General features: G+C 35.2%; 19 protein-coding genes. 8 read left to right on the forward strand and 11 right to left on the reverse strand.

Annotated features, from left to right (window positions below; all coding sequences use genetic code 11):
- Positions 1 to 33 precede the first annotated feature (33 nt).
- Complete coding sequence (locus DRF65_RS12850; protein ID WP_115971167.1) at positions 34 to 948, reverse strand: alpha/beta hydrolase; 915 nt, start codon at positions 946 to 948, stop codon at positions 34 to 36.
- 327 nt (positions 949 to 1,275) lie between these two features.
- Between DRF65_RS12850 and DRF65_RS12860 the strand changes: the two genes are divergently transcribed.
- Positions 1,276 to 1,836: a DNA-3-methyladenine glycosylase I gene (locus DRF65_RS12860; RefSeq protein ID WP_115971169.1), complete on the forward strand. Its 561-nt coding sequence runs from the start codon at positions 1,276 to 1,278 to the stop codon at positions 1,834 to 1,836.
- 179 nt (positions 1,837 to 2,015) lie between these two features.
- Here the strand turns inward: DRF65_RS12860 and DRF65_RS12865 are convergent, their stop codons facing one another.
- On the reverse strand, positions 2,016 to 2,396 hold the full coding sequence (locus tag DRF65_RS12865; protein WP_115971170.1) for a winged helix-turn-helix transcriptional regulator: 381 nt from the start codon (positions 2,394 to 2,396) through the stop codon (positions 2,016 to 2,018).
- Positions 2,397 to 2,487: 91 nt separating this feature from the next.
- On the opposite strand from DRF65_RS12865, the gene DRF65_RS12870 reads away from it, so the two are divergent.
- Positions 2,488 to 3,075 (forward strand): NAD(P)H-dependent oxidoreductase, encoded by a 588-nt coding sequence (locus DRF65_RS12870; protein ID WP_115971171.1) that lies wholly within the window; start codon positions 2,488 to 2,490, stop codon positions 3,073 to 3,075.
- Here the strand turns inward: DRF65_RS12870 and DRF65_RS12875 are convergent.
- The 5 genes from DRF65_RS12875 to DRF65_RS12895 form a co-directional block, all read right to left on the reverse strand.
- Complete coding sequence (locus DRF65_RS12875) at positions 3,020 to 3,775, reverse strand: hypothetical protein (protein WP_115971172.1); 756 nt, start codon at positions 3,773 to 3,775, stop codon at positions 3,020 to 3,022. The two genes, DRF65_RS12870 and DRF65_RS12875, sit on opposite strands and share 56 nt — an antisense overlap.
- 55 nt (positions 3,776 to 3,830) lie before the next feature.
- Positions 3,831 to 4,304 carry a hypothetical protein gene (locus DRF65_RS12880; RefSeq protein ID WP_115971173.1) on the reverse strand — a complete coding sequence of 158 codons (474 nt, stop codon included), beginning with the start codon at positions 4,302 to 4,304 and terminating at the stop codon, positions 3,831 to 3,833.
- 1 nt (position 4,305) lies between these two features.
- The gene (locus DRF65_RS12885) at positions 4,306 to 4,806 is read right to left on the reverse strand and encodes a DUF2199 domain-containing protein (protein ID WP_115971174.1); all 501 of its coding nucleotides are present in this window, start codon (positions 4,804 to 4,806) and stop codon (positions 4,306 to 4,308) included.
- Between the two features lie 39 nt (positions 4,807 to 4,845).
- Positions 4,846 to 6,432 (reverse strand): patatin-like phospholipase family protein, encoded by a 1,587-nt coding sequence (locus DRF65_RS12890; protein ID WP_115971175.1) that lies wholly within the window; start codon positions 6,430 to 6,432, stop codon positions 4,846 to 4,848.
- A gap of 242 nt (positions 6,433 to 6,674) precedes the next feature.
- The gene (locus DRF65_RS12895) at positions 6,675 to 7,574 is read right to left on the reverse strand and encodes a magnesium transporter CorA family protein (protein ID WP_115971176.1); all 900 of its coding nucleotides are present in this window, start codon (positions 7,572 to 7,574) and stop codon (positions 6,675 to 6,677) included.
- A gap of 72 nt (positions 7,575 to 7,646) precedes the next feature.
- Between DRF65_RS12895 and DRF65_RS12900 the strand changes: the two genes are divergently transcribed.
- Positions 7,647 to 8,669 carry a 3-oxoacyl-ACP synthase III family protein gene (locus DRF65_RS12900; protein WP_115971177.1) on the forward strand — a complete coding sequence of 341 codons (1,023 nt, stop codon included), beginning with the start codon at positions 7,647 to 7,649 and terminating at the stop codon, positions 8,667 to 8,669.
- Between the two features lie 81 nt (positions 8,670 to 8,750).
- On the opposite strand, the gene DRF65_RS12905 is transcribed toward DRF65_RS12900, so the two are convergent.
- Complete coding sequence (locus tag DRF65_RS12905) at positions 8,751 to 9,911, reverse strand: thioredoxin family protein (protein ID WP_115971178.1); 1,161 nt, start codon at positions 9,909 to 9,911, stop codon at positions 8,751 to 8,753.
- A 294-nt stretch (positions 9,912 to 10,205) separates the two neighbouring features.
- Between DRF65_RS12905 and DRF65_RS12910 the strand changes: the two genes are divergently transcribed.
- Entirely contained in the window at positions 10,206 to 11,834 is a 1,629-nt protein-coding gene (locus DRF65_RS12910) for a tetratricopeptide repeat protein (RefSeq protein WP_115971179.1), read from the forward strand.
- A 381-nt stretch (positions 11,835 to 12,215) separates the two neighbouring features.
- Here DRF65_RS12910 and DRF65_RS12915 read toward each other — a convergent pair whose 3' ends face one another.
- Positions 12,216 to 12,419: a hypothetical protein gene (locus tag DRF65_RS12915; protein WP_115971180.1), complete on the reverse strand. Its 204-nt coding sequence runs from the start codon at positions 12,417 to 12,419 to the stop codon at positions 12,216 to 12,218.
- Between the two features lie 209 nt (positions 12,420 to 12,628).
- Here DRF65_RS12915 and DRF65_RS12920 point away from each other — a divergent pair, with 209 nt between their 5' ends.
- Positions 12,629 to 14,122, forward strand: coding sequence for a serine hydrolase (locus DRF65_RS12920; protein WP_115971181.1), 1,494 nt, complete (start codon positions 12,629 to 12,631; stop codon positions 14,120 to 14,122).
- A gap of 79 nt (positions 14,123 to 14,201) precedes the next feature.
- On the opposite strand, the gene DRF65_RS12925 is transcribed toward DRF65_RS12920, so the two are convergent.
- The gene (locus tag DRF65_RS12925; protein WP_115971182.1) at positions 14,202 to 14,411 is read right to left on the reverse strand and encodes a cytochrome C551; all 210 of its coding nucleotides are present in this window, start codon (positions 14,409 to 14,411) and stop codon (positions 14,202 to 14,204) included.
- Between the two features lie 344 nt (positions 14,412 to 14,755).
- On the reverse strand, positions 14,756 to 16,381 hold the full coding sequence (pruA, locus tag DRF65_RS12930) for an L-glutamate gamma-semialdehyde dehydrogenase (protein WP_115971183.1): 1,626 nt from the start codon (positions 16,379 to 16,381) through the stop codon (positions 14,756 to 14,758).
- Between the two features lie 409 nt (positions 16,382 to 16,790).
- On the opposite strand from pruA, the gene DRF65_RS12935 reads away from it, so the two are divergent.
- The 3 genes from DRF65_RS12935 to ureB all read left to right on the forward strand — a co-directional run bounded on the left by DRF65_RS12935 (position 16,791) and on the right by ureB (position 17,994).
- Positions 16,791 to 17,156, forward strand: a complete 366-nt coding sequence (locus DRF65_RS12935; RefSeq protein WP_115971184.1) for a hypothetical protein — start codon at positions 16,791 to 16,793, stop codon at positions 17,154 to 17,156.
- 155 nt (positions 17,157 to 17,311) lie between these two features.
- Positions 17,312 to 17,614 (forward strand): urease subunit gamma, encoded by a 303-nt coding sequence (gene ureA / locus DRF65_RS12940; RefSeq protein ID WP_047387758.1) that lies wholly within the window; start codon positions 17,312 to 17,314, stop codon positions 17,612 to 17,614.
- Between the two features lie 11 nt (positions 17,615 to 17,625).
- Entirely contained in the window at positions 17,626 to 17,994 is a 369-nt protein-coding gene (gene ureB, locus DRF65_RS12945; RefSeq protein ID WP_115971185.1) for an urease subunit beta, read from the forward strand.

Consider the following 17,994-nt stretch of genomic DNA (forward strand, 5'->3'; position numbering starts at 1 on the left):
TCTTGTTATCTGACATTCCTGCAAAACTACACTTTATTTTAATGTAAGTTCAATAAATTTTAAAAATTCATCCTGCTGATCTACAAATAAATAGTGCGAACAGTTATCTATAAGTTTAAAATTCTTCTTTCCAACGGTATTCTTAAGAGTGTTCAGTTGCTTTTCGGAGAATATTCCGTCATTCTTTCCATACACCGCAAAAAGAGGGATACCTTTTCTTTTGATCTCTTTTAAAATAACGGTATTATCAAGATTGTTCAAAGGTTCATTCTGGTAGAATTTGATAGGAGAATTGTGATTTCTGATATTATTTTTATAGAATTCACCAGCTTCATATTCCTCTCTCAGGCTTCTACTTTCCCGGGTAGGAGTAGGCATATTGAAAAAATTAAGTTTACTGGCAATTTCGTAGCATCTTTTTCGATAAATAGCGGAATTTTTATCCAGGTTTTCTATTTCGGAGATCTCTTTTAGCTGGGCAGGATCATTTTTAAAATGCTCTTTGGCCTGTTTCAAAATATGATCGTAGGTTTCCTGTTGGGTAAATAAAGCGCCTGCTAGTGTCAACGTTTGTACTTTTTCCGGAAACTGATTGGTAAAAAGTGTACCGATGATCCCCCCAAAACTATGAGCTAGAATATGGGCTTTTGGGATATGATAAGTATGATAAATCTGATTCAGATCTTCAAAACTTTCTTTGAAGGTCATTGTAGCTTTTTCATCTTTCGAGCGACCTTCACCACGTCTGTCATAGACAATAACATAAAATCCTTTATCCGCAAGTTTCTGAGCTGTCGTTCCTTCGAATAGAGTGGCATTGCCGCTTGGTCCGCCGTGAATAAAAATAATGGCAGGGTTTTGTTGATTTCCATAAGCTTTTGAATAAATATTCTGAGCATGTATGGAAATTAAGAACAAAGAAAGGAGAAGGGAGAACATTGATTTCATGGCTGATACTTTGGGATTGCTAATCTAGTTAATATTATTGAGGCGTCGAACGAAAAGTTGTTGGTTGGGGAATGTTGCCAACCACCCCGTCAAAAATTCTTTGAATTTTCGCCACCCCTCCAGCGGAGTGGAATTTTGTATCTTCAATTGAGATTTTCAGAATCATTGGAAAAAATAATCCATTAATTAAAAAGCTTTTGAGAAGTTCTTTCGCACTTAAGAAACTTCCAGCCTCCATCTTCCTTTCCTAAAAAATCCTCCCTACTGACTAACAGTTGTCACAACCTTGTCTTATCTTTATCCCATTAAACTAAAAAAGATACTTCAATGAGTTATTGCTTAGCCATAGACGGAATGCAGCCTGAAAGCAGAAAGGAGCTGCACAAAAACTACCACGATAACTATTATGGATTTCCTATTCACGATGATAATGAATTGTTTGGAAGGCTTATTCTGGAAATCAATCAGGCAGGTTTAAGCTGGGAAACGGTTTTAAAGAAAGAAGAAAGTTTCAGAAAAGCTTATGATGACTTTAATATTCAAAAAATAGCAGCCTATACAGAAGAAGACCGTGAAAGACTTTTGAGCGACAGTGGAATTATCAGAAATAAACTGAAAGTAAATGCCGCTATTGAGAATGCAAAAACAATCATTGAACTGCAAAAAGATTTCGGTTCTTTTGAAAAATGGATAGAACATCACCATCCCAAAACATTACCGGAATGGATGAAACTGTTTAAGAAAACCTTCAAGTTTACAGGAGGAGAGATTGTAAATGAATTCCTGATGAGTACCGGATATTTGAAAGGGGCACATCATGAAACCTGTCCGATTCATGCAAAAGTATTAGAAGAGAAACCTTTGTGGAAAGTAGTGGAAAAGGATTAAAAGGTTTGTACTATAAAATTTAACACAAAAGTCACAAAAGAACTAATCACTTAAGTAATTTGAAGTGAGAAGCTTTGTATATAAAAGTTCTAAAGTGTATAAGCGTAAAGCTTTTGTGGCTTTTGACTTCGTGGGATAGTGTCTAACAGGAGATAATCTTCGATTTATGGTGTAGAATATTATTCCTTGTTATGGATGTCTTTTGCTATCAGTTCTTTATGTTCTATTCCCCATTTCTCAAACTCAAGAATAATATGTTTCAGCTTATAACCAATTTCTGTTAATTCATATTCAACCCGGGGCGGAACTTCAGCATACACGGTTCTTGTGATGATCTTATCTTCTTCCAGCCTTCGAAGTTGTAGCGTAAGCATACGTTCTGTAATGTTCTGAAGACTTTTCTTCAATTCACCAAATCTCATCTTACCATTAATGAGATAACAGCAGATAGCCAATGCCCATTGTCCACCGACGATATTCGATGCATAAATCTCCGGACATTCATCTGCAAGGGCTTTTTTATTGGCAAAATTGGTTGAGGTTTCTTTTATTTTAGTCATTACTTACATTTTTTATAGTACCCTACAATAGGTTGCTAATGTACGAAATGTAAGTAATGTGTAGTAATTTTGCAGTAGAAATTTAAACATAATGAAGACTTTAGTGATTGTCACGCACCCTGAAATTGAAAAATCTGTCATCAATAAAAGATGGATTGAAGAATTAAAAAAATACCCTGAAAAATACACAGTACATCAATTATACAAAGCATATCCCGACGGAAAAATTAATGTAGCAAAAGAACAGGAACTGATGGAATCTCATGATACTATTGTATTCCAGTTTCCTTTCTATTGGTTCAGTAGTCCGCCACTCTTTAAACAATGGCTGGATGAGGTTATTTTACATGGTTGGGCTTACGGAAGTAACAGTGGATATAAACTGGCAGGGAAGAAAATGACTTTGGCTGTTACGGCCGGAATTGATGAAGAAGAATATGCTGCTTCAGGAAAATATAAATATACTATGAAGGAACTTCTCAGACCTTATGAGCTGACCTTTGATTATATTAAAGCACAATATGAAGAACCTTTTGTTTATTATGGGATAGAACGCGATCCTTCGGATGAGTGGATTGGAAAGAGTGTTCCTATGTACCTTGATTTTTTAGATGCTCTTTCGGTCAATAACTGTGGTCAAGATAAATTGGTCCTTGATAGCTGCCAAGATTCTCTTTAATTTTCATCATTATATCAGGAATATATTCATAGCCGCCTTCAAGAAGATGTTTCATTTCATCACGATACAAATAATCAGAGTATTGAAGATAGGTGTTTAGGTGTTTTTCTGTGCTGATATGCAGATTAAAAGAAGCATCAAACCGTGAGATTTCAAGTGATTTTCTCATTTCCTCTACGTCAGGTGATTTTTGGAAAACAGCTGCTTTAAAAGAAAGAAGAATAAGGTAATCAACCATAAGAAGAAGTTCATCACTGCTTAAAATACTATCAATGGTCAATTTGGGAGAAGTATCAAGAAGTGGAATATAAAATTCCTCAATTCCCATGGCTGTAACTGAAAAGAGTAAGGGAACTTCATAACGGGTAGTCAGATGCCAGATACTGACGAATCCATGATTAGCAAAGATTTCTTCGTTGCCATCATGATCATTCTGATAATACCAGGTAAACCAATCGAAAAGAGCTGTAAATTCGTTATTTTCTAAGGTATAATCTTCTTGCTGAAGTTTTAGCATAAGCTTTTCATAGAATATTCCTGAAAATTCTCTTTCGCTTTTCAGAAAATCCCGGAAGGTTCCAAAACTTTTATTAATGACTTCTAAAAATACATCAGGAAGACTTGTGTCTGAAATTTTCGGATACAGGTTTTCTCTGATCTTTGCTTTATCCAGTCTGTAAAATTCTATAAATCCACCCATTGTTCTTATTGATATGTGATTTTAAGATAAGTTCTGAAATTTTGTAATTTATTACTTATTTAATGTGTTTTGCTTTGAAAGAGTCTAAGTCAATGGCTTGTTCCTGAAAATATTCTTTAAAGGTATCTGAAAGCTTTTTATCCTTAAATTTTACAATCGTATATCCACTGTCAAAAGCAGTAATTTCTAAAATGCTTTCCGGAATTGAAAAGTAATGGCTATCCCATACCTTAGAATCTTCAGCGGATACCTGGGAAATATTTATCGGATCAGGCTTGATGTGATAGGGAACAGCAGCAATTATCCCCCAATTGATTTGAGTTCTGCTATGATAAATCTGCTCAAATTGCTGTTGATTTAAAGTGAAAAAATCTTGCTCAAAGTTAATGGGAATGTCATCATCAGATACAAAATCCAGATCAGTCAGAACCCAGTTATATATTGGAAGGTTTTCCCAAATAGGCTTTAAAATCTCCTGTAGGTTAGTATGAAATTTTACTTTTTTTGTACTTCTGATAATCCAGTTCATGTTATTTGCTATTTAAAACCCTGTTAATCCTTTTCTCTGCCTCATCTTTCGTAATTCCATTATAGAAATCATCTACAAAAGGATGTTCATAGCTTTGATGCGGGAAAACAAACGGACGCCCGATGGTATTGTTTACCACAACTGTGGTAGGAATGCTTTCTGAAAAATCATAGTCGGGAAGATAGGTATTAAGCCATCCGAAATATTCAGCTTTGAATTCTTTATTGTCGTAATTTTCGACGTATTCAGTATAGCTCTTCTCACTTAATGAAACCCAGACTCCATAATCAAGATCTCTGCAGTCATCAGTAACTTCCTGTATCAAAGCAGCCCGAATGAATCTATTGGTTTCTTCAGGGCTCTCAACAGTACAAAGGTCCGAAGTGAGCTTTGCATTTTTCATTTCTTCGTCAGAAAGGCAAGAGTAAAAATAAGGAGCATTATAAGCTAGAGCCGGCCAGTCTTCTTTTTCTTCACCACAGCATTCACAGATGTATTTCATGATAAGTTTTTTGTTTTGGGCTAAAATACCTAAAAATCCTTATCCCACCGTCGGTGTATCCTCTTCCTTCAGTATTTTTTTCTCTTTAATGGTAAGCATCATGCGCTCATACTTATATTTCTCCCAGTCAAATTGGTTCAGGAAATCAAGGGCAGCCTGAAAACCTCTGTTGAAAAGATCTTCTTTCTCTTCCTTTTTCATGAAGAAATTCAGCCAGCTGCTGGTTCCGCAATTAACGGTTTGTATGCTGTACAGACGATAGAAACTATGTTTGGTAAGAAAAACTTTGTCATTAAACCCCTGCAAAGTACTGATGATATTTCCTGCATAACTAAGCGGAGTTTTAAGAATTTCCTCACTGGTTTTTCCTCTTTCAGAAAGAAGATCAGAATCACTGGTGAGCTGCACTCCAAAAAGAGGCATCCTGGGATAAAAAACTTCATCTGCGTGAAACAGGTCAATAGGAAAATTGGAAATACTCCCACCATCAATGAAGACTCCCACAGGATTTATATCTTCCTGTCTGGTATTCATCCAGAATTTCCAGGCATATTTTACAGAACTGTCATCCTTATTGATTCTCTTCTGAAAAGGTTCAAAGAAAAAAGGAACAGACATGGAAGCTCTCACAAACTCTGCCGGACTGATGTGCTTCAGTTCCTCCTCAGACCAGTATAAATTGGCCATGGTAGGAAGTTCTACCTTTATTTTAGCATTGATATCTGTGGTAATAACAACATATTCAGACCGAAGCAGGTAAAATGGATTGTTTTTATAATAATCATTATTGAGAGCGCTGTCATAGAAAATTTTATATCGGGTGTGGTCAATATGTTCAAGGTTTTTTGCCCTGATTTTTTCAATGCTTTCCAATGTAATGTTATAATATTCCTGTCCGTTTCCATAACGGTAGTTGAGGTTGAGATCGCGCTCCTTTTGTACAAACTTATCATTGAGATTGGCTACCGTTTTAATTCCAAAGTCTTCCAGAGCATTTTTCATGGTATTTTGGAAAACATTTCCAGGATTAAGCCCACTGTTTTCTTTTCTGAAGTTGTTATATAATTTTTTGATACAGAAAAAAAGGATAATTGCTGGAATCAAAGGGATTAAAAACATTAATTTGGCACTCAGGATACTTCCTGGGGATACTGCAAAAGGAATACTGACAAGAATAATGAATAAAATAGCAGCAATGATAGCATTGATTTTAAAGAAATTCTTATTATTCAACATTCCGTGCAGGGTTGTTTTTACATAGGTTTTCCCATCCATAAAATCTGCAAAATCCCAGCTGAACAGAATATCTTTGATCAATTCACTTTTGGGTTCTTCTTTTGTTTTGCAGGCTGCAATAAGCATGGTATTGATTGCTCCGGCACTGGTTCCTGCAACTTTCAAAAAACGGATTCCGAAGATCTCCAGTCCATAAAGGTAACCTACCAATGCACTTCCCCAAACACCACCGCCTTCCTGTACAAATTCTATATACTGATTGCCTTCTGCATCCAACAGGTCAGAAAACTCCTTGGCAGAAATATTTCCGTGCAAAGCAGCAAGTCTGTCTTTAGACGCCTGTGAAAGAGAATTATCTTGCAGAATTTTATTAAGGTTTTCAGTTTTCATAGGCTATGGTTTTCAGTTCGTAATATTTTGTCATTGCGAATCCTGGGCGAAGCAATCTCTAAATTACTGTTTATTTACAAACCATAAGACTGTTTTGTATTAAAGATTGATAATGTATTAGATTTATTACAGGGATAAAAATCAAAAAACTCCAATCGGGATATAACCAGATTAAATTCTCGCGGATTAAGTAAATTCCCATAATCATCTGCGTAATCTGTAAAATCTGCGGGAAACATAAATCACCACTGTCTGCGTCTTACATAGATAAACGTACTGATAACAACTAATGCCATACCTCCTATGGTAAAATAATACCCATATTTATGGTGAAGCTCAGGCATGTTATCAAAGTTCATCCCGTAAACTCCTGCAATAAAGGTGATCGGTAAGAAATAGACTGAATAAATAGCCAAAACTTTCATCACCTGATTGGCTTTCTGGTCAGAAAGTGCCAAAAACATTGAAATAAGGTTGGTAATCTGAATGTTCAGATGATCAAAATCGGCCACTACATCTTTATGTTTATCTTTTAAATCTACAATTTCAGAATCCTGAAGGTTCAATAGCTTAAATTTATCAATAGCATCTGTGGAAATAACCAAAACCCGTGAATTCAACCCTGATTTTCGTTTCAGTTTGTATAGTCTTCGGATCTGGCTGGTATGATTTGTATTCTTAAGGAAAATTTCATTCTCAATATTGTCCATGGTTTCCAATAGACTTATAGATTCATCATCAAAGCTTTTCATAATCAATATCGCGATCATTAAAGCTACTTTCTGGGGAGTTACTTCTTCCTGCGTGAGTGTAAGCTTTTTTTTCGTTTCAGAAATACTTCTGGTTTTCATTCTGTGGATGGTGATAATGGTTTTATCCAGAATGAAAATTGCAATTTTTGTACTGATATCGCTAATGGTGTTCAGATTTTTCCTTTCCAGTTCTGTGCTTTCACGGAGAAGAAAAAACTTTACATTCCCATCTTCTTCATATTTGGGAAGGTGATTGGGATCTATAGTGTCTTCCAGAAGAAGATTGTTGATTTCGTATCGTTCATGAAGAAATTTCAGGTCTTCTGCTGTAGGAGACTCTACATCTACCCATTCGCAGTGGGTGCTTCTGTATATGGTATCAATTGGCATAAAGTAAAAATACTAATATTTTGAAATACTATGTTTTAAATAAGTTTATCTTTGCCAAAATTATAAAACTATATGATTAAAAGTACAATAAAAGGTGTGGGATTTTATGTTCCAGATAACGTTGTTACCAATGATGATCTAGCCAAACTAATGACTACCAATGATGAATGGATTACAGAGAGAACAGGCATTAAGGAGCGAAGACACAGAAAAAACAGAAATGATTCTCAGGAAACAGCTGCATACCTTGGATTCAAAGCATCAGAAAAAGCCATTGAAAAAGCTGGTCTAACGGCTAAAGATATCGATTATATTGTTTTTGCAACACTTTCTCCGGATTATTATTTTCCTGGCTGTGGAGTTTTACTTCAGGAAATGCTGGGATGTGATACCATCGGAGCATTAGACGTAAGAAACCAGTGTTCAGGATTTGTATATTCTATGAGTGTTGCCAACGCTTTTATTAAATCAGGGACCTATAAAAATATTCTTGTGGTAGGAGCGGAAGTTCATTCTTTTGGATTAGATTTTTCTGATGAAGGAAGAGGAGTTTCAGTTATTTTTGGAGACGGGGCAGGAGCTGTAGTTCTTTGTGCAACGGAAGATGAAAATTCTGGAGATATTCTGGCTACGAATATGCATTCTGAAGGTAAATATGCAGATGAATTATGTACCCAGTTTCCAGGTTCTAAGTTTGGATGGAGCGACAGGATGAGAAAAGAACCGGAAAATGTAACAGATAAAGAAGTTTATCCTATTATGAACGGAAACTTCGTATTCAAACATGCGGTAACAAGATTCCCGGAAACGATGATGGAGGCTTTGAACAAAGCGGGAAAAACAGTAGAGGATCTTGATATGTTTATTCCTCATCAGGCTAACCTTAGAATTGCACAGTTTGTTCAGCAGAAATTCGGATTGCCGGATGAGAAAATCTTCAACAATATTCAGAAATACGGAAATACAACAGCAGCTTCTATTCCAATTGCGTTAAGTGAAGCGATTGAACAAGGAAAGATCAAAAGAGGTGACCTTGTACTTCTTTCAGCTTTCGGAAGCGGATTTACATGGGGAAGTGTCCTTTTTGAATATTAATTGAGTGAAAGAACAGTTACCCTTAAAACCATAAAAAACCGCAGAACTTTCTGCGGTTTTTATTGTATATTTCCCTGTATATTAAAGGCTTTTCAATAGCTTCTCAGTATCGGAAGAATCCTGTCCTTCACTTTTTGCCAGTTCAATGGATTTTTCAGCCCACATCTTTGCATTTTTTTTGTCACCAATTTTATTGTAAAGATTAGCCAGTGTATCTGTATTGGCATAACTCTGATCTTTATTTATAGATTCCTGGCCCCATGCTATGGCCTGTTCCAAAGATGCTTTATTGTTTACATTTTCAAAAAAGTTCCACGCAGCAGAATTGAGTTCTGAAGAATTAGCCTTAGAGTAGTCTTGGTATATATCTAAAGTTAATTTCTCATAAAGTGCAATATCTTTGTTTTTTAAAGCTCTGCTGGCTTTTAGTTTTTTTAATAATTTTTCCGCATTTTCTTTGCTTACCAATTTCTGGGCTTCAGTAATAAAGTATTGGTCATTCCAGGTTTTAGTATCAGCGTTATAGGCCTTTTTTGAGATGGTATTTATTTGGATGTTCTGATTTAATTTTTCATACTTATCCTCAGGGAGAAATTTTAAAAGTTCTGTTTTTTTCTCCTGGAAAACCTTATATAATGGGCTTTCTGTAGTCTGTATACCGGAAATAAGCAATTGTGCATCATCCTCATCCATGGTAGGTTTACCCTGAAAATAACGGTTCAGGACTTTAGCTGCAAATTCTGAATCATTATAAATGGTAAGCTCTGCCAGATTTTTTAAAAATGCAGGATCTTTTTCTCCTTTTTCAAATTGTTGCTTTAAAGAAGTCAGTCTTTTGTTGGGATCTCCGGCATCCATGGCAAACTGTATGAAGTCTTTCTCTTCAACGTACCCTAATGTTCTGTGGACCGCTTCACCATTTCCATCAATAAATAAATAGGTTGGGAATGCCTTCACATTGTATTTTTTAGCAAGATCAATACCTTCTCCTTTTTCCATGTCAATTTTAGCATTGATAAAATGGCTATTATAATAATCACCTACATTTTTCAGGGGGAAAATATTTTTTACCATCAGTTTACATGGTCCGCACCATGATGCATAAGCATCTACAAAAACCAGTTTGTTTTCTTTTTTGGCTTTGGCAAGAATAGAAGCAAAGTTGCCCTCTTCAAATTTGATGCCCTGTGCCCATGCTATTGCACCTATAAATAGAGTAGAAAGTATTGCTATTTTTTTCATAAAAAACGTTTTGTTCCCTGCAAATGTAATAAATATGATGACATTTAAGTTAGTCACATTGAAAATAATTATTGAAGAACCTTATTTTTAATACAGGTATAGACTTATATGAAAGAAAACCATCTATTGTTTTGAGATTATTATTAAAATTAATGTAAATGCTAAATTTAGTTAAATGATTAAATTTCAGCAGAATATTTTAATAAAAAGTAAAATATTACTAATTTTGTAAAAAACAAAAAGACACCCTTGAGAAAATGATGAATTATTATAAGAATAATAATTTGTTTTTTTATGTCTAATAATCTATTGAAACTTTTGTTTTTGCTGACTACAGCAATCTTCATATCTGCCCAAAAAAAAAACGACTTCGATCAGGCATGCGAAAGGACTTCCGCTATCATGGCCTATAAAGATCTGCCCAAAGCAATCAAAACTGCCGATTCTCTTTATCTGGCTGCTCATAAGCCATCAGAGAAAGTAAAAAGTCTTATGTTGTCCTCAGAATTGTATCATCATGGCGGAGATCTTAAAAAAGCAATATACTATAGCGAAAATGCCCACTCACTGATTGAACAGACTGACAATACGGAATGGATGTCCCGTGTATGCAGATTACTGGCGAGGCAATATAGACAGGTAGGGTTATACGAAAGAGCAAAAAAATACATTATCAAAGGACTGCAGGCTTCCAGAAAAATTTCCGGTTTTCAGGAAAGTAATGAGGTGGAAGGACTGCTGAATCAGGAGATGGCTTTTTATGAAATGGAGGCTGGTAACTATATGAATGCCATACAGTATGTTGAATTTTCTCTGAAGAATTTTGAAAAAATAAACAGCCAGAATGAAGACAGAACTGAAGCCGCTTCTTATCAGTTATTGGGAGATATTTATTTTAAACTTAATGATTATGACGTTTCTGAAAATTATTACAGAAAAGCTGAAGATTTACTCAGAGCCGGCAGCTGTACATTGGGATTGGTGTATAACGGATTGGGAGGAATTCGCGTAAAGCAGAAGAACTGGAAAGATGCAGAACTGTACCTGAAAAAAGCCGAAAAAATAGCTGACACTTCCCGAAGTCTGAAGCTTAAAAAAGCTGTTTATTCCAATATTAATGATTATTACGAAGGAATAGGTGATAATTTTAAGGCATCTTTATATGCTGTGAAATATGTAAGAGCCTATGACAGTATTGCTGCCCGTAACCAGGAGTTTTCTGTAAAATCTAAAGAGGTTTCTGGTAAAATGAGCAACAATGGCCAGATGAATATGGCTAAAAATAGTGCAATCATCATATTGTTTGTTTCCTTAGTCGGGTTGATTATCTTTTTCAGAACAAGGCAGAAAAGACAGCTTTCAAAACTGAGAACTATTATAAGAACTCAGGGAAATATTGCTAATGAAAACAGAATACCATTACTAAGACAACCCTTGAATTCAGAATTTTCAAATATTTCTGTAGAAGAAATAGATGAAAAAGACAGCGAAACAGACCGAAAAAGAAATGATTCACTAATGACTTCTGAAACTGAAGCTAAATTGCTTGAGCTGCTTGAAGAATTTGAAAAAGGTAATCTTTATAACAATAAGGGAATGTCTCTTTCTTTTCTGGCAGGAGAGCTTAATACCAATACCAAGTATCTTTCGTATGTCATTAATCAGCACAAAAGTGCAGATTTTAAAACTTATATCAACCGGTTAAGAATCAACTATATTGTAGATAAACTTATCAATGATGAAAAGTACAGGCAATATAAAATCAGTATCCTTGCTGATGAATGTGGCTTTTCTTCACACAGTAAATTTGCAGCAGTATTCAAGGCCGTTACAGATTTTTCACCATCGGCTTATATTAAACATCTTGATGCTGAAAATCAGTCAGATAAAAATGTCTATTTTCGCGAAAACAATAAACAATAAATAACTTTCTATATTCTGTCTTACCATTTTCACGAAAATGGATAACCTATTGTTTTTTGTAAGACAGCTGCAGTCCTATCTTTGCGACAGTGTTACGGGAATGACTACAATTACATCTCATCTATTTTATTCTTTAAAAGAACAGTCTTTTTTTGAAATAAATATGATTCCCCCACAACAGGTCAAACCATGAAACTTCAGATATGGAACACGTGTATATTTCTTTTGATGAAATAGTCACGGTTCCTCTTTTTATCTGCCTAATAAGAAAATATTCGATTAGAATATGATTATACAATATAATCGGGGTTGATTGCCCGGTTTTTTTTCAGTCAAGTTTTTTTAAGTGCAAATCCACAGATATTCTGTGGATTTGCGATTTTATTTAGTTTTGGTACTGTCGGTTTTTGTTTTTGAAGTATCTGTTGGAGATGGAATAGAATTGGCCACTGCAGAATCACCCATTCTGTTTCTTAAGGAGTCTTTGTTGTGAGCATCTTTAAATTCTTCTCTTTTCTCTTTATTCTGAGCACAGCTTCCAAGGAAAAGAAGTCCAAGAACTGCTCCGACCCATAATTTTTTCATATAATACTTTTTGGTGTTATTAATATCAAATATAGTAAAATATTGATATTTTTATCAATAATAGATAGAATCTTTAAATAAAATTATTTTTAGTGTAATTAAAAGGGAGATATTGTTACTTATTATAGAAATACCAATATCAATAACAAATGAAAATGACCTGAAATATATTATTCAGTGAATCTCTATTTTACTTTAAAAATAAAAATATGGAAAAAGTATTGTATTTAGTAAGCCTGTTGTCTTTCAGTTTAATGTTAAGCCAGAAACCAAAAGAAAACTTAAAAGGGCTTGATCAGGAAATCAATAACATTCTGGATAATTACAAAGCTGTGGGATTATCTGTTGCCATTGTGAAAAATGACAGCATGATTTATTCTAAAGGGTTCGGTTACAGAGACTATGAAAATAAACTTCCGGTAACTCCCAATACTCTTTTTGGTATCGGAAGCAATACCAAATCATTTACATCTGCCTTGATTGGTATGCTGGAAGATGGAAAAAAGCTGTCAGTTCAGGACAAACCTTCCCAACATATTCCATATCTCACATTTTCTACGGATAGAATGAATAATTTGATCACTATTGAAGATCTGTTGGAACATAGAAGCGGGCTGGGAAGTGTAGATGGAGCTTATATATTTTTCCCTTCAGAAAAGCGAGTAGATTTAATGCAAAAGCTTCCTTTTTTAAAAGAAAACGGTGAGCCTAAAAATAGTTGGAGGTACAGTAATTTCGGATACATTATTTTGGGAACCATTGCAGAACAGCTTAATCATAAAGGTTGGGATGAGCTGATCAAAGAAAAGATATTTGTTCCTCTAAAAATGAATAACAGCAATACATCGATCAATGAAATGATTAAACAAAAAGACTTTTCCTATCCCTATGGAATGTATCAAAAAAGCATTGAAAGAATATTATTTCAAAAACCTGATAATGATAAGCCAGGAGCAGCGATCAATAGTTCTGCAACAGATATGGCAAATTGGATCAGGCTTTGGCTCAGCTACGGGACTTTTGAAAATCAGGTTGTGCTTTCAAAGAAATATACTACAGGTGCTATGAGTACTAAAACTGTGATTGATGGAGTACCTCCTGTAACTTCAGATCAGAAAAATTTTTTGCTGGGTTATGGATATGGTTGGTTTACACAGATTTTAAAAGGACATTATAAAGTATGGCATTCAGGAGGGGTATCCGGTTTTAGTTCGGCTGTTTTATTGTTTCCTGCAGAAAAATTTGGTCTTGTTGTATTAAGTAATCAACATAACTCAGATATTGCAAGTACGATTGGTAATATGATAGCAATCCGGATGCTGGGGTTGGATAACAATACACCTTATTCTTATGAAATGGAAGTGAATGACATTCTGAAACCTAAAAAAGATATAAGCTCTTCTATTAATGAAAAGAAAAAGCCCACTCATGATTTAGAGGCATATTGCGGGGAATATTCAAATAAAGGATATGGAACTTTTAGTATTTCAAAAGAAAAGAATAATTTGTACATCACTTTTCCGACATTTAAATTTATTTTGGTTCATCAGCAATATGAATTATTTTCATCAAAAATAATAGAGGAGGTGCCACAACAAATGAATCCTGATTTTGACTTTAACTTCATACTGGATGATAAGGGAAATGTAAACGGTGTCACCATGGATATACAAGGTGGCACAATATTTAAAAAAACAAAATAACAGTTGGAAGATACTAACCAAAAAAATCTGCAGGGCTTTCATCTGCAGATTTTCCATTTTAAATTAAACGTATATAATACTATTTGGCAGGAGATGTTGCCATCGAATCCTTTTTCATCTTAATGCTGTCCGGATTCGTCATTTTTGTAGTCATTGTATCTGTAGCAATGGGTGCTGCAGCCCGTGTATTAGCCGAATCACTATTACTGGTAGACATTGATGACTCCTTGGTTCCACAGCTCACTGCAAATAATCCTATTCCGATGGCTGTTAGCAATAACTTTTTCATACAATTTTATTTTGGGGTGTAATAATGAAAAAACAACTATTATTCCTAACGAGGGTTGATAAATCGTAAAATATAGGTAAACTTTGTTAAAAGATGTTAGATAAACTTGAGTTGGAGGGTTTGAGAGTCAGAGAGTATGAGAATGGTATTGAATAAAGGTGTTGATGACAAGCAGAATCAGAACCTTGAAATTTAAACATTGGCATTCTCACTCTCAAATGCTAATACTCTCTGACTCTCAAACTTTATCATATTCCGATAAAAAAGCCCCGAAACCGAAATTCCGAGGCTATATTGAAAGAACAGACAAAAATTACTCATTGCCCGTTACTCATTACTTATGATTACCCTAAGTATGGATATTTATAGTCTTTTGGAGAAACAAAAGTTTCTTTTACGCTTCTTACAGACGTCCATCTAAGAAGATTCATTTTAGAACCAGCTTTATCGTTAGTTCCTGAAGCTCTACCGCCACCGAAAGGCTGCTGTCCTACTACAGCTCCTGTAGGTTTGTCGTTGATATAGAAGTTACCGGATGCGTTTTCTAAAGCTTTGTAAGCTTCAGCAATTGCATAACGGTCTTGAGAGAATACAGAACCTGTTAATGAATAAGGAGAAGAAGAATCCACTACTTTAAGAGTCTCTTTCCAGTCCTGATCTTCATACACAAATACAGAAAGAATTGGGCCGAAGATCTCTTCTACCATACTTTCGTATTGAGAGTTTGTAGTTTCGATTACTGTTGGGTGTACAAACCATCCTTTTGAATCGTCACATGTTCCACCAATAGCTACTGTAGCCTCAGAAGATTCATTAGCTCTGGTGATATATCCTTTACATTTTTCGAAAGAATTTTTGTCGATTACAGCATTTACGAAGTTAGAAGTGTCTTCAGGAGAACCCACTTTAATCGTAGCTATCTGAGCTTCCATTACTTTTTTCACATCAGCCCAAAGGGACTTAGGAACATAAGCTCTTGAAGCAGCAGAACATTTCTGCCCTTGGTATTCGAAAGCACCTCTTACTAAAGCAGTAGCTACTGCTTCTACGTTAGCAGATGGGTGAGCGATTACAAAGTCTTTACCACCTGTTTCTCCAACGATTCTTGGATATGTTCTGTAGTTATGAATATTGTCACCGATCATTTTCCACATTCCCTGGAATACTTTTGTAGACCCTGTGAAGTGAAGACCTGCGAAATCTTTGTGAGCTAATACTTTCTCAGCAGTTTCTTTACCATCTGTAAAGATCATGTTGATAACCCCGGCAGGAAGACCAGCCTCAATTAATACATCCATGATTACTTTTGCAGAATAAACCTGCTTATCAGAAGGCTTCCATACTACAACGTTTCCTAACATCGCCATACAAGTTGGAAGGTTTCCGGAAATAGCTGTAAAGTTGAATGGAGTTACTGCAAAACAAAATCCTTCTAATGGTCTGTACTCTACACGGTTCCAGATTCCGTTGTCAGAAACTGGCTGCTCAGAATACATTTCTGTCATGAACTCTACATTGAATCTTAAGAAATCAATGAACTCACATGCAGCATCAATTTCAGCCTGGTGTACATTTTTAGACTGTCCGATCATGGTAGCTGCATTAATTACATCTCTGTAAGGACCTGCTAATAGATCAGCTGCCTTTAAGAAAATGGCTGCACGTTGTTCCCAACCTAGTCCATTCCATGCTTCTTTAGCTGCTAATGCCGCGTTGATAGCGTCATCCACATGCTGCATACCACCTTGGTAATAGAATCCGAAGTCATGAGCATGATCCTGAGGAGACTGAAGCTGTACCTTTGTATCAGTTTTTACTTCCTTTCCATTGATGACCATTGGAACCTCTATCTTCTCAGCCCACATTTTTTTATAAGTGCTGATAAGGCTTTTAACCTCCGGAGATCCCGGTACATAAGAATTTACCGGCTCATTCACCGCTAATGGTACTTGCGAAATTGCTTTTGACATATTACGTTTTATTATTTTATTAAACTGAATAAGTAAGTTGTATACAAATTTACGATAATTATAAGGAAAGAAAAAAATCCTGTCTGTTTTTGTGAGATAAACTTTATTGGCCAATAATCATTAGTATATATTATTTTTTTTAGCTTAAATTTTAAAAATATTTAATAGATTTATTTAATCCTTTGTAGAGAAGAAAAATATAGAGTAGTCTGTTGGAATTGTTGGAATTGTGACAATGAAATAGTTGTCATAGTTCATAAAGTACCTTTAAGTGTTGTAAATAAAGGATTTATAAAGAAATGTTAATTTTATATAAAATCGTGTTTGTTGCGATTTTGAACATTTTAAATAATTTTTTTGATAGCCTGTGAATTAAGATTACTCTAATTTTACACCATTATTATCAGACATGAAAAAAAGAGTCCTGTTTTTCTCTTTTGTATTATTTTTCTCAGCTTTATGTGTAGGTCTTCTTACGCATACGGGAAAAACTAAATCATATTCTGATCTTCTTTCAAAAATTCATCTTCTTCAGCAAAAATCAGATCAGCAGACCCAGCCTGAAATATACAGTTTTTCAGACGCGCAGGATGTGCAGGATTCCAATGATTGGGAGAAAGTAAAATTTGATTATTCAGTACTGGCACAGCAGTGGTTCAACTATTTCTTTGCAAAGTATACCTTTAATACTCCGGTTACGGCCGTTCAAAACCGTATTTGTATTACAGCACCAAGGTACATTCTGTATCATGCCCTGCAGATAGCGGGCTGCTAATTTCATTTTACAGTTTTTAATGATTCGTTATGGTTTGTATTTCATAATACAGATCCGTAAACATCATTTTCCTTTTTTACATTTTTGAACCTATTTATTTGCCTTTTGAAAAAGGTGAACAGGATAGTGTTTATTCAATTTTAAATAAAAATACTATGCACTTAACACCGAGAGAAACGGAGAAGCTTATGCTATTTCTAGCAGGAGAGCTGGCTCTAAAAAGAAAGGCTAGAGGCCTGAAATTAAACTATCCAGAATCAATCGCACTGATCAGCCACTTTTTGCTTGAAGGAGCAAGAGATGGTAAAAAAGTAGCCGAACTGATGCAGGAAGGCGCAAATCTTTTAACTAAAGATGATGTGATGCCAGGTGTGTCAGAAATGATCCACGATGTTCAGATTGAAGCTACATTCCCTGATGGAACCAAGCTGGTAACCGTACACAACCCAATCCGTTAATCCTATTTATTATGATACCAGGAGAAATTTTTGTAAAAGAAGGTACGATCATCTGCAATGAAGGCAGAGAAACCGTAAAAATAAAAGTGACCAATACAGGAGACCGTCCTATTCAGGTAGGTTCACACTTTCACTTTTTCGAAGTAAATAAAGCAATGAGCTTTGACCGCGAAAAAGCTTTCGGAAAGAGACTGAATATTGTGGCAAGTACAGCCGTACGTTTTGAACCGGGAGAAGAAAAAGAAGTGGAATTGGTAGAAATAGGAGGAACCAAAAAAGCAATGGGCTTCAATAACCTTGTTGATGGACAGGTAGATTCTGAAGATCAGAAAAAAGCAAGCCTTGCAAAAATTGAAGAGTTAAACTTTAAAAATCACTAA

This window comes from Chryseobacterium pennae (assembly GCF_003385515.1).
Taxonomy (GTDB): Bacteria; Bacteroidota; Bacteroidia; order Flavobacteriales; family Weeksellaceae; genus Chryseobacterium; species Chryseobacterium pennae.

Coding starts and splice junctions, on each gene's coding strand:
- DRF65_RS12850 (WP_115971167.1), bottom strand. CDS start 948: ATGAAATCAATGTTCTCCCTTCTCCTTTCTTTGTTCTTAATTTCCATA.
- DRF65_RS12860 (WP_115971169.1), top strand. CDS start 1,276: ATGAGTTATTGCTTAGCCATAGACGGAATGCAGCCTGAAAGCAGAAAG.
- DRF65_RS12865 (WP_115971170.1), bottom strand. CDS start 2,396: ATGACTAAAATAAAAGAAACCTCAACCAATTTTGCCAATAAAAAAGCC.
- DRF65_RS12870 (WP_115971171.1), top strand. CDS start 2,488: ATGAAGACTTTAGTGATTGTCACGCACCCTGAAATTGAAAAATCTGTC.
- DRF65_RS12875 (WP_115971172.1), bottom strand. CDS start 3,775: ATGGGTGGATTTATAGAATTTTACAGACTGGATAAAGCAAAGATCAGA.
- DRF65_RS12880 (WP_115971173.1), bottom strand. CDS start 4,304: ATGAACTGGATTATCAGAAGTACAAAAAAAGTAAAATTTCATACTAAC.
- DRF65_RS12885 (WP_115971174.1), bottom strand. CDS start 4,806: ATGAAATACATCTGTGAATGCTGTGGTGAAGAAAAAGAAGACTGGCCG.
- DRF65_RS12890 (WP_115971175.1), bottom strand. CDS start 6,432: ATGAAAACTGAAAACCTTAATAAAATTCTGCAAGATAATTCTCTTTCA.
- DRF65_RS12895 (WP_115971176.1), bottom strand. CDS start 7,574: ATGCCAATTGATACCATATACAGAAGCACCCACTGCGAATGGGTAGAT.
- DRF65_RS12900 (WP_115971177.1), top strand. CDS start 7,647: ATGATTAAAAGTACAATAAAAGGTGTGGGATTTTATGTTCCAGATAAC.
- DRF65_RS12905 (WP_115971178.1), bottom strand. CDS start 9,911: ATGAAAAAAATAGCAATACTTTCTACTCTATTTATAGGTGCAATAGCA.
- DRF65_RS12910 (WP_115971179.1), top strand. CDS start 10,206: ATGTCTAATAATCTATTGAAACTTTTGTTTTTGCTGACTACAGCAATC.
- DRF65_RS12915 (WP_115971180.1), bottom strand. CDS start 12,419: ATGAAAAAATTATGGGTCGGAGCAGTTCTTGGACTTCTTTTCCTTGGA.
- DRF65_RS12920 (WP_115971181.1), top strand. CDS start 12,629: ATGGAAAAAGTATTGTATTTAGTAAGCCTGTTGTCTTTCAGTTTAATG.
- DRF65_RS12925 (WP_115971182.1), bottom strand. CDS start 14,411: ATGAAAAAGTTATTGCTAACAGCCATCGGAATAGGATTATTTGCAGTG.
- pruA (WP_115971183.1), bottom strand. CDS start 16,381: ATGTCAAAAGCAATTTCGCAAGTACCATTAGCGGTGAATGAGCCGGTA.
- DRF65_RS12935 (WP_115971184.1), top strand. CDS start 16,791: ATGAAAAAAAGAGTCCTGTTTTTCTCTTTTGTATTATTTTTCTCAGCT.
- ureA (WP_047387758.1), top strand. CDS start 17,312: ATGCACTTAACACCGAGAGAAACGGAGAAGCTTATGCTATTTCTAGCA.
- ureB (WP_115971185.1), top strand. CDS start 17,626: ATGATACCAGGAGAAATTTTTGTAAAAGAAGGTACGATCATCTGCAAT.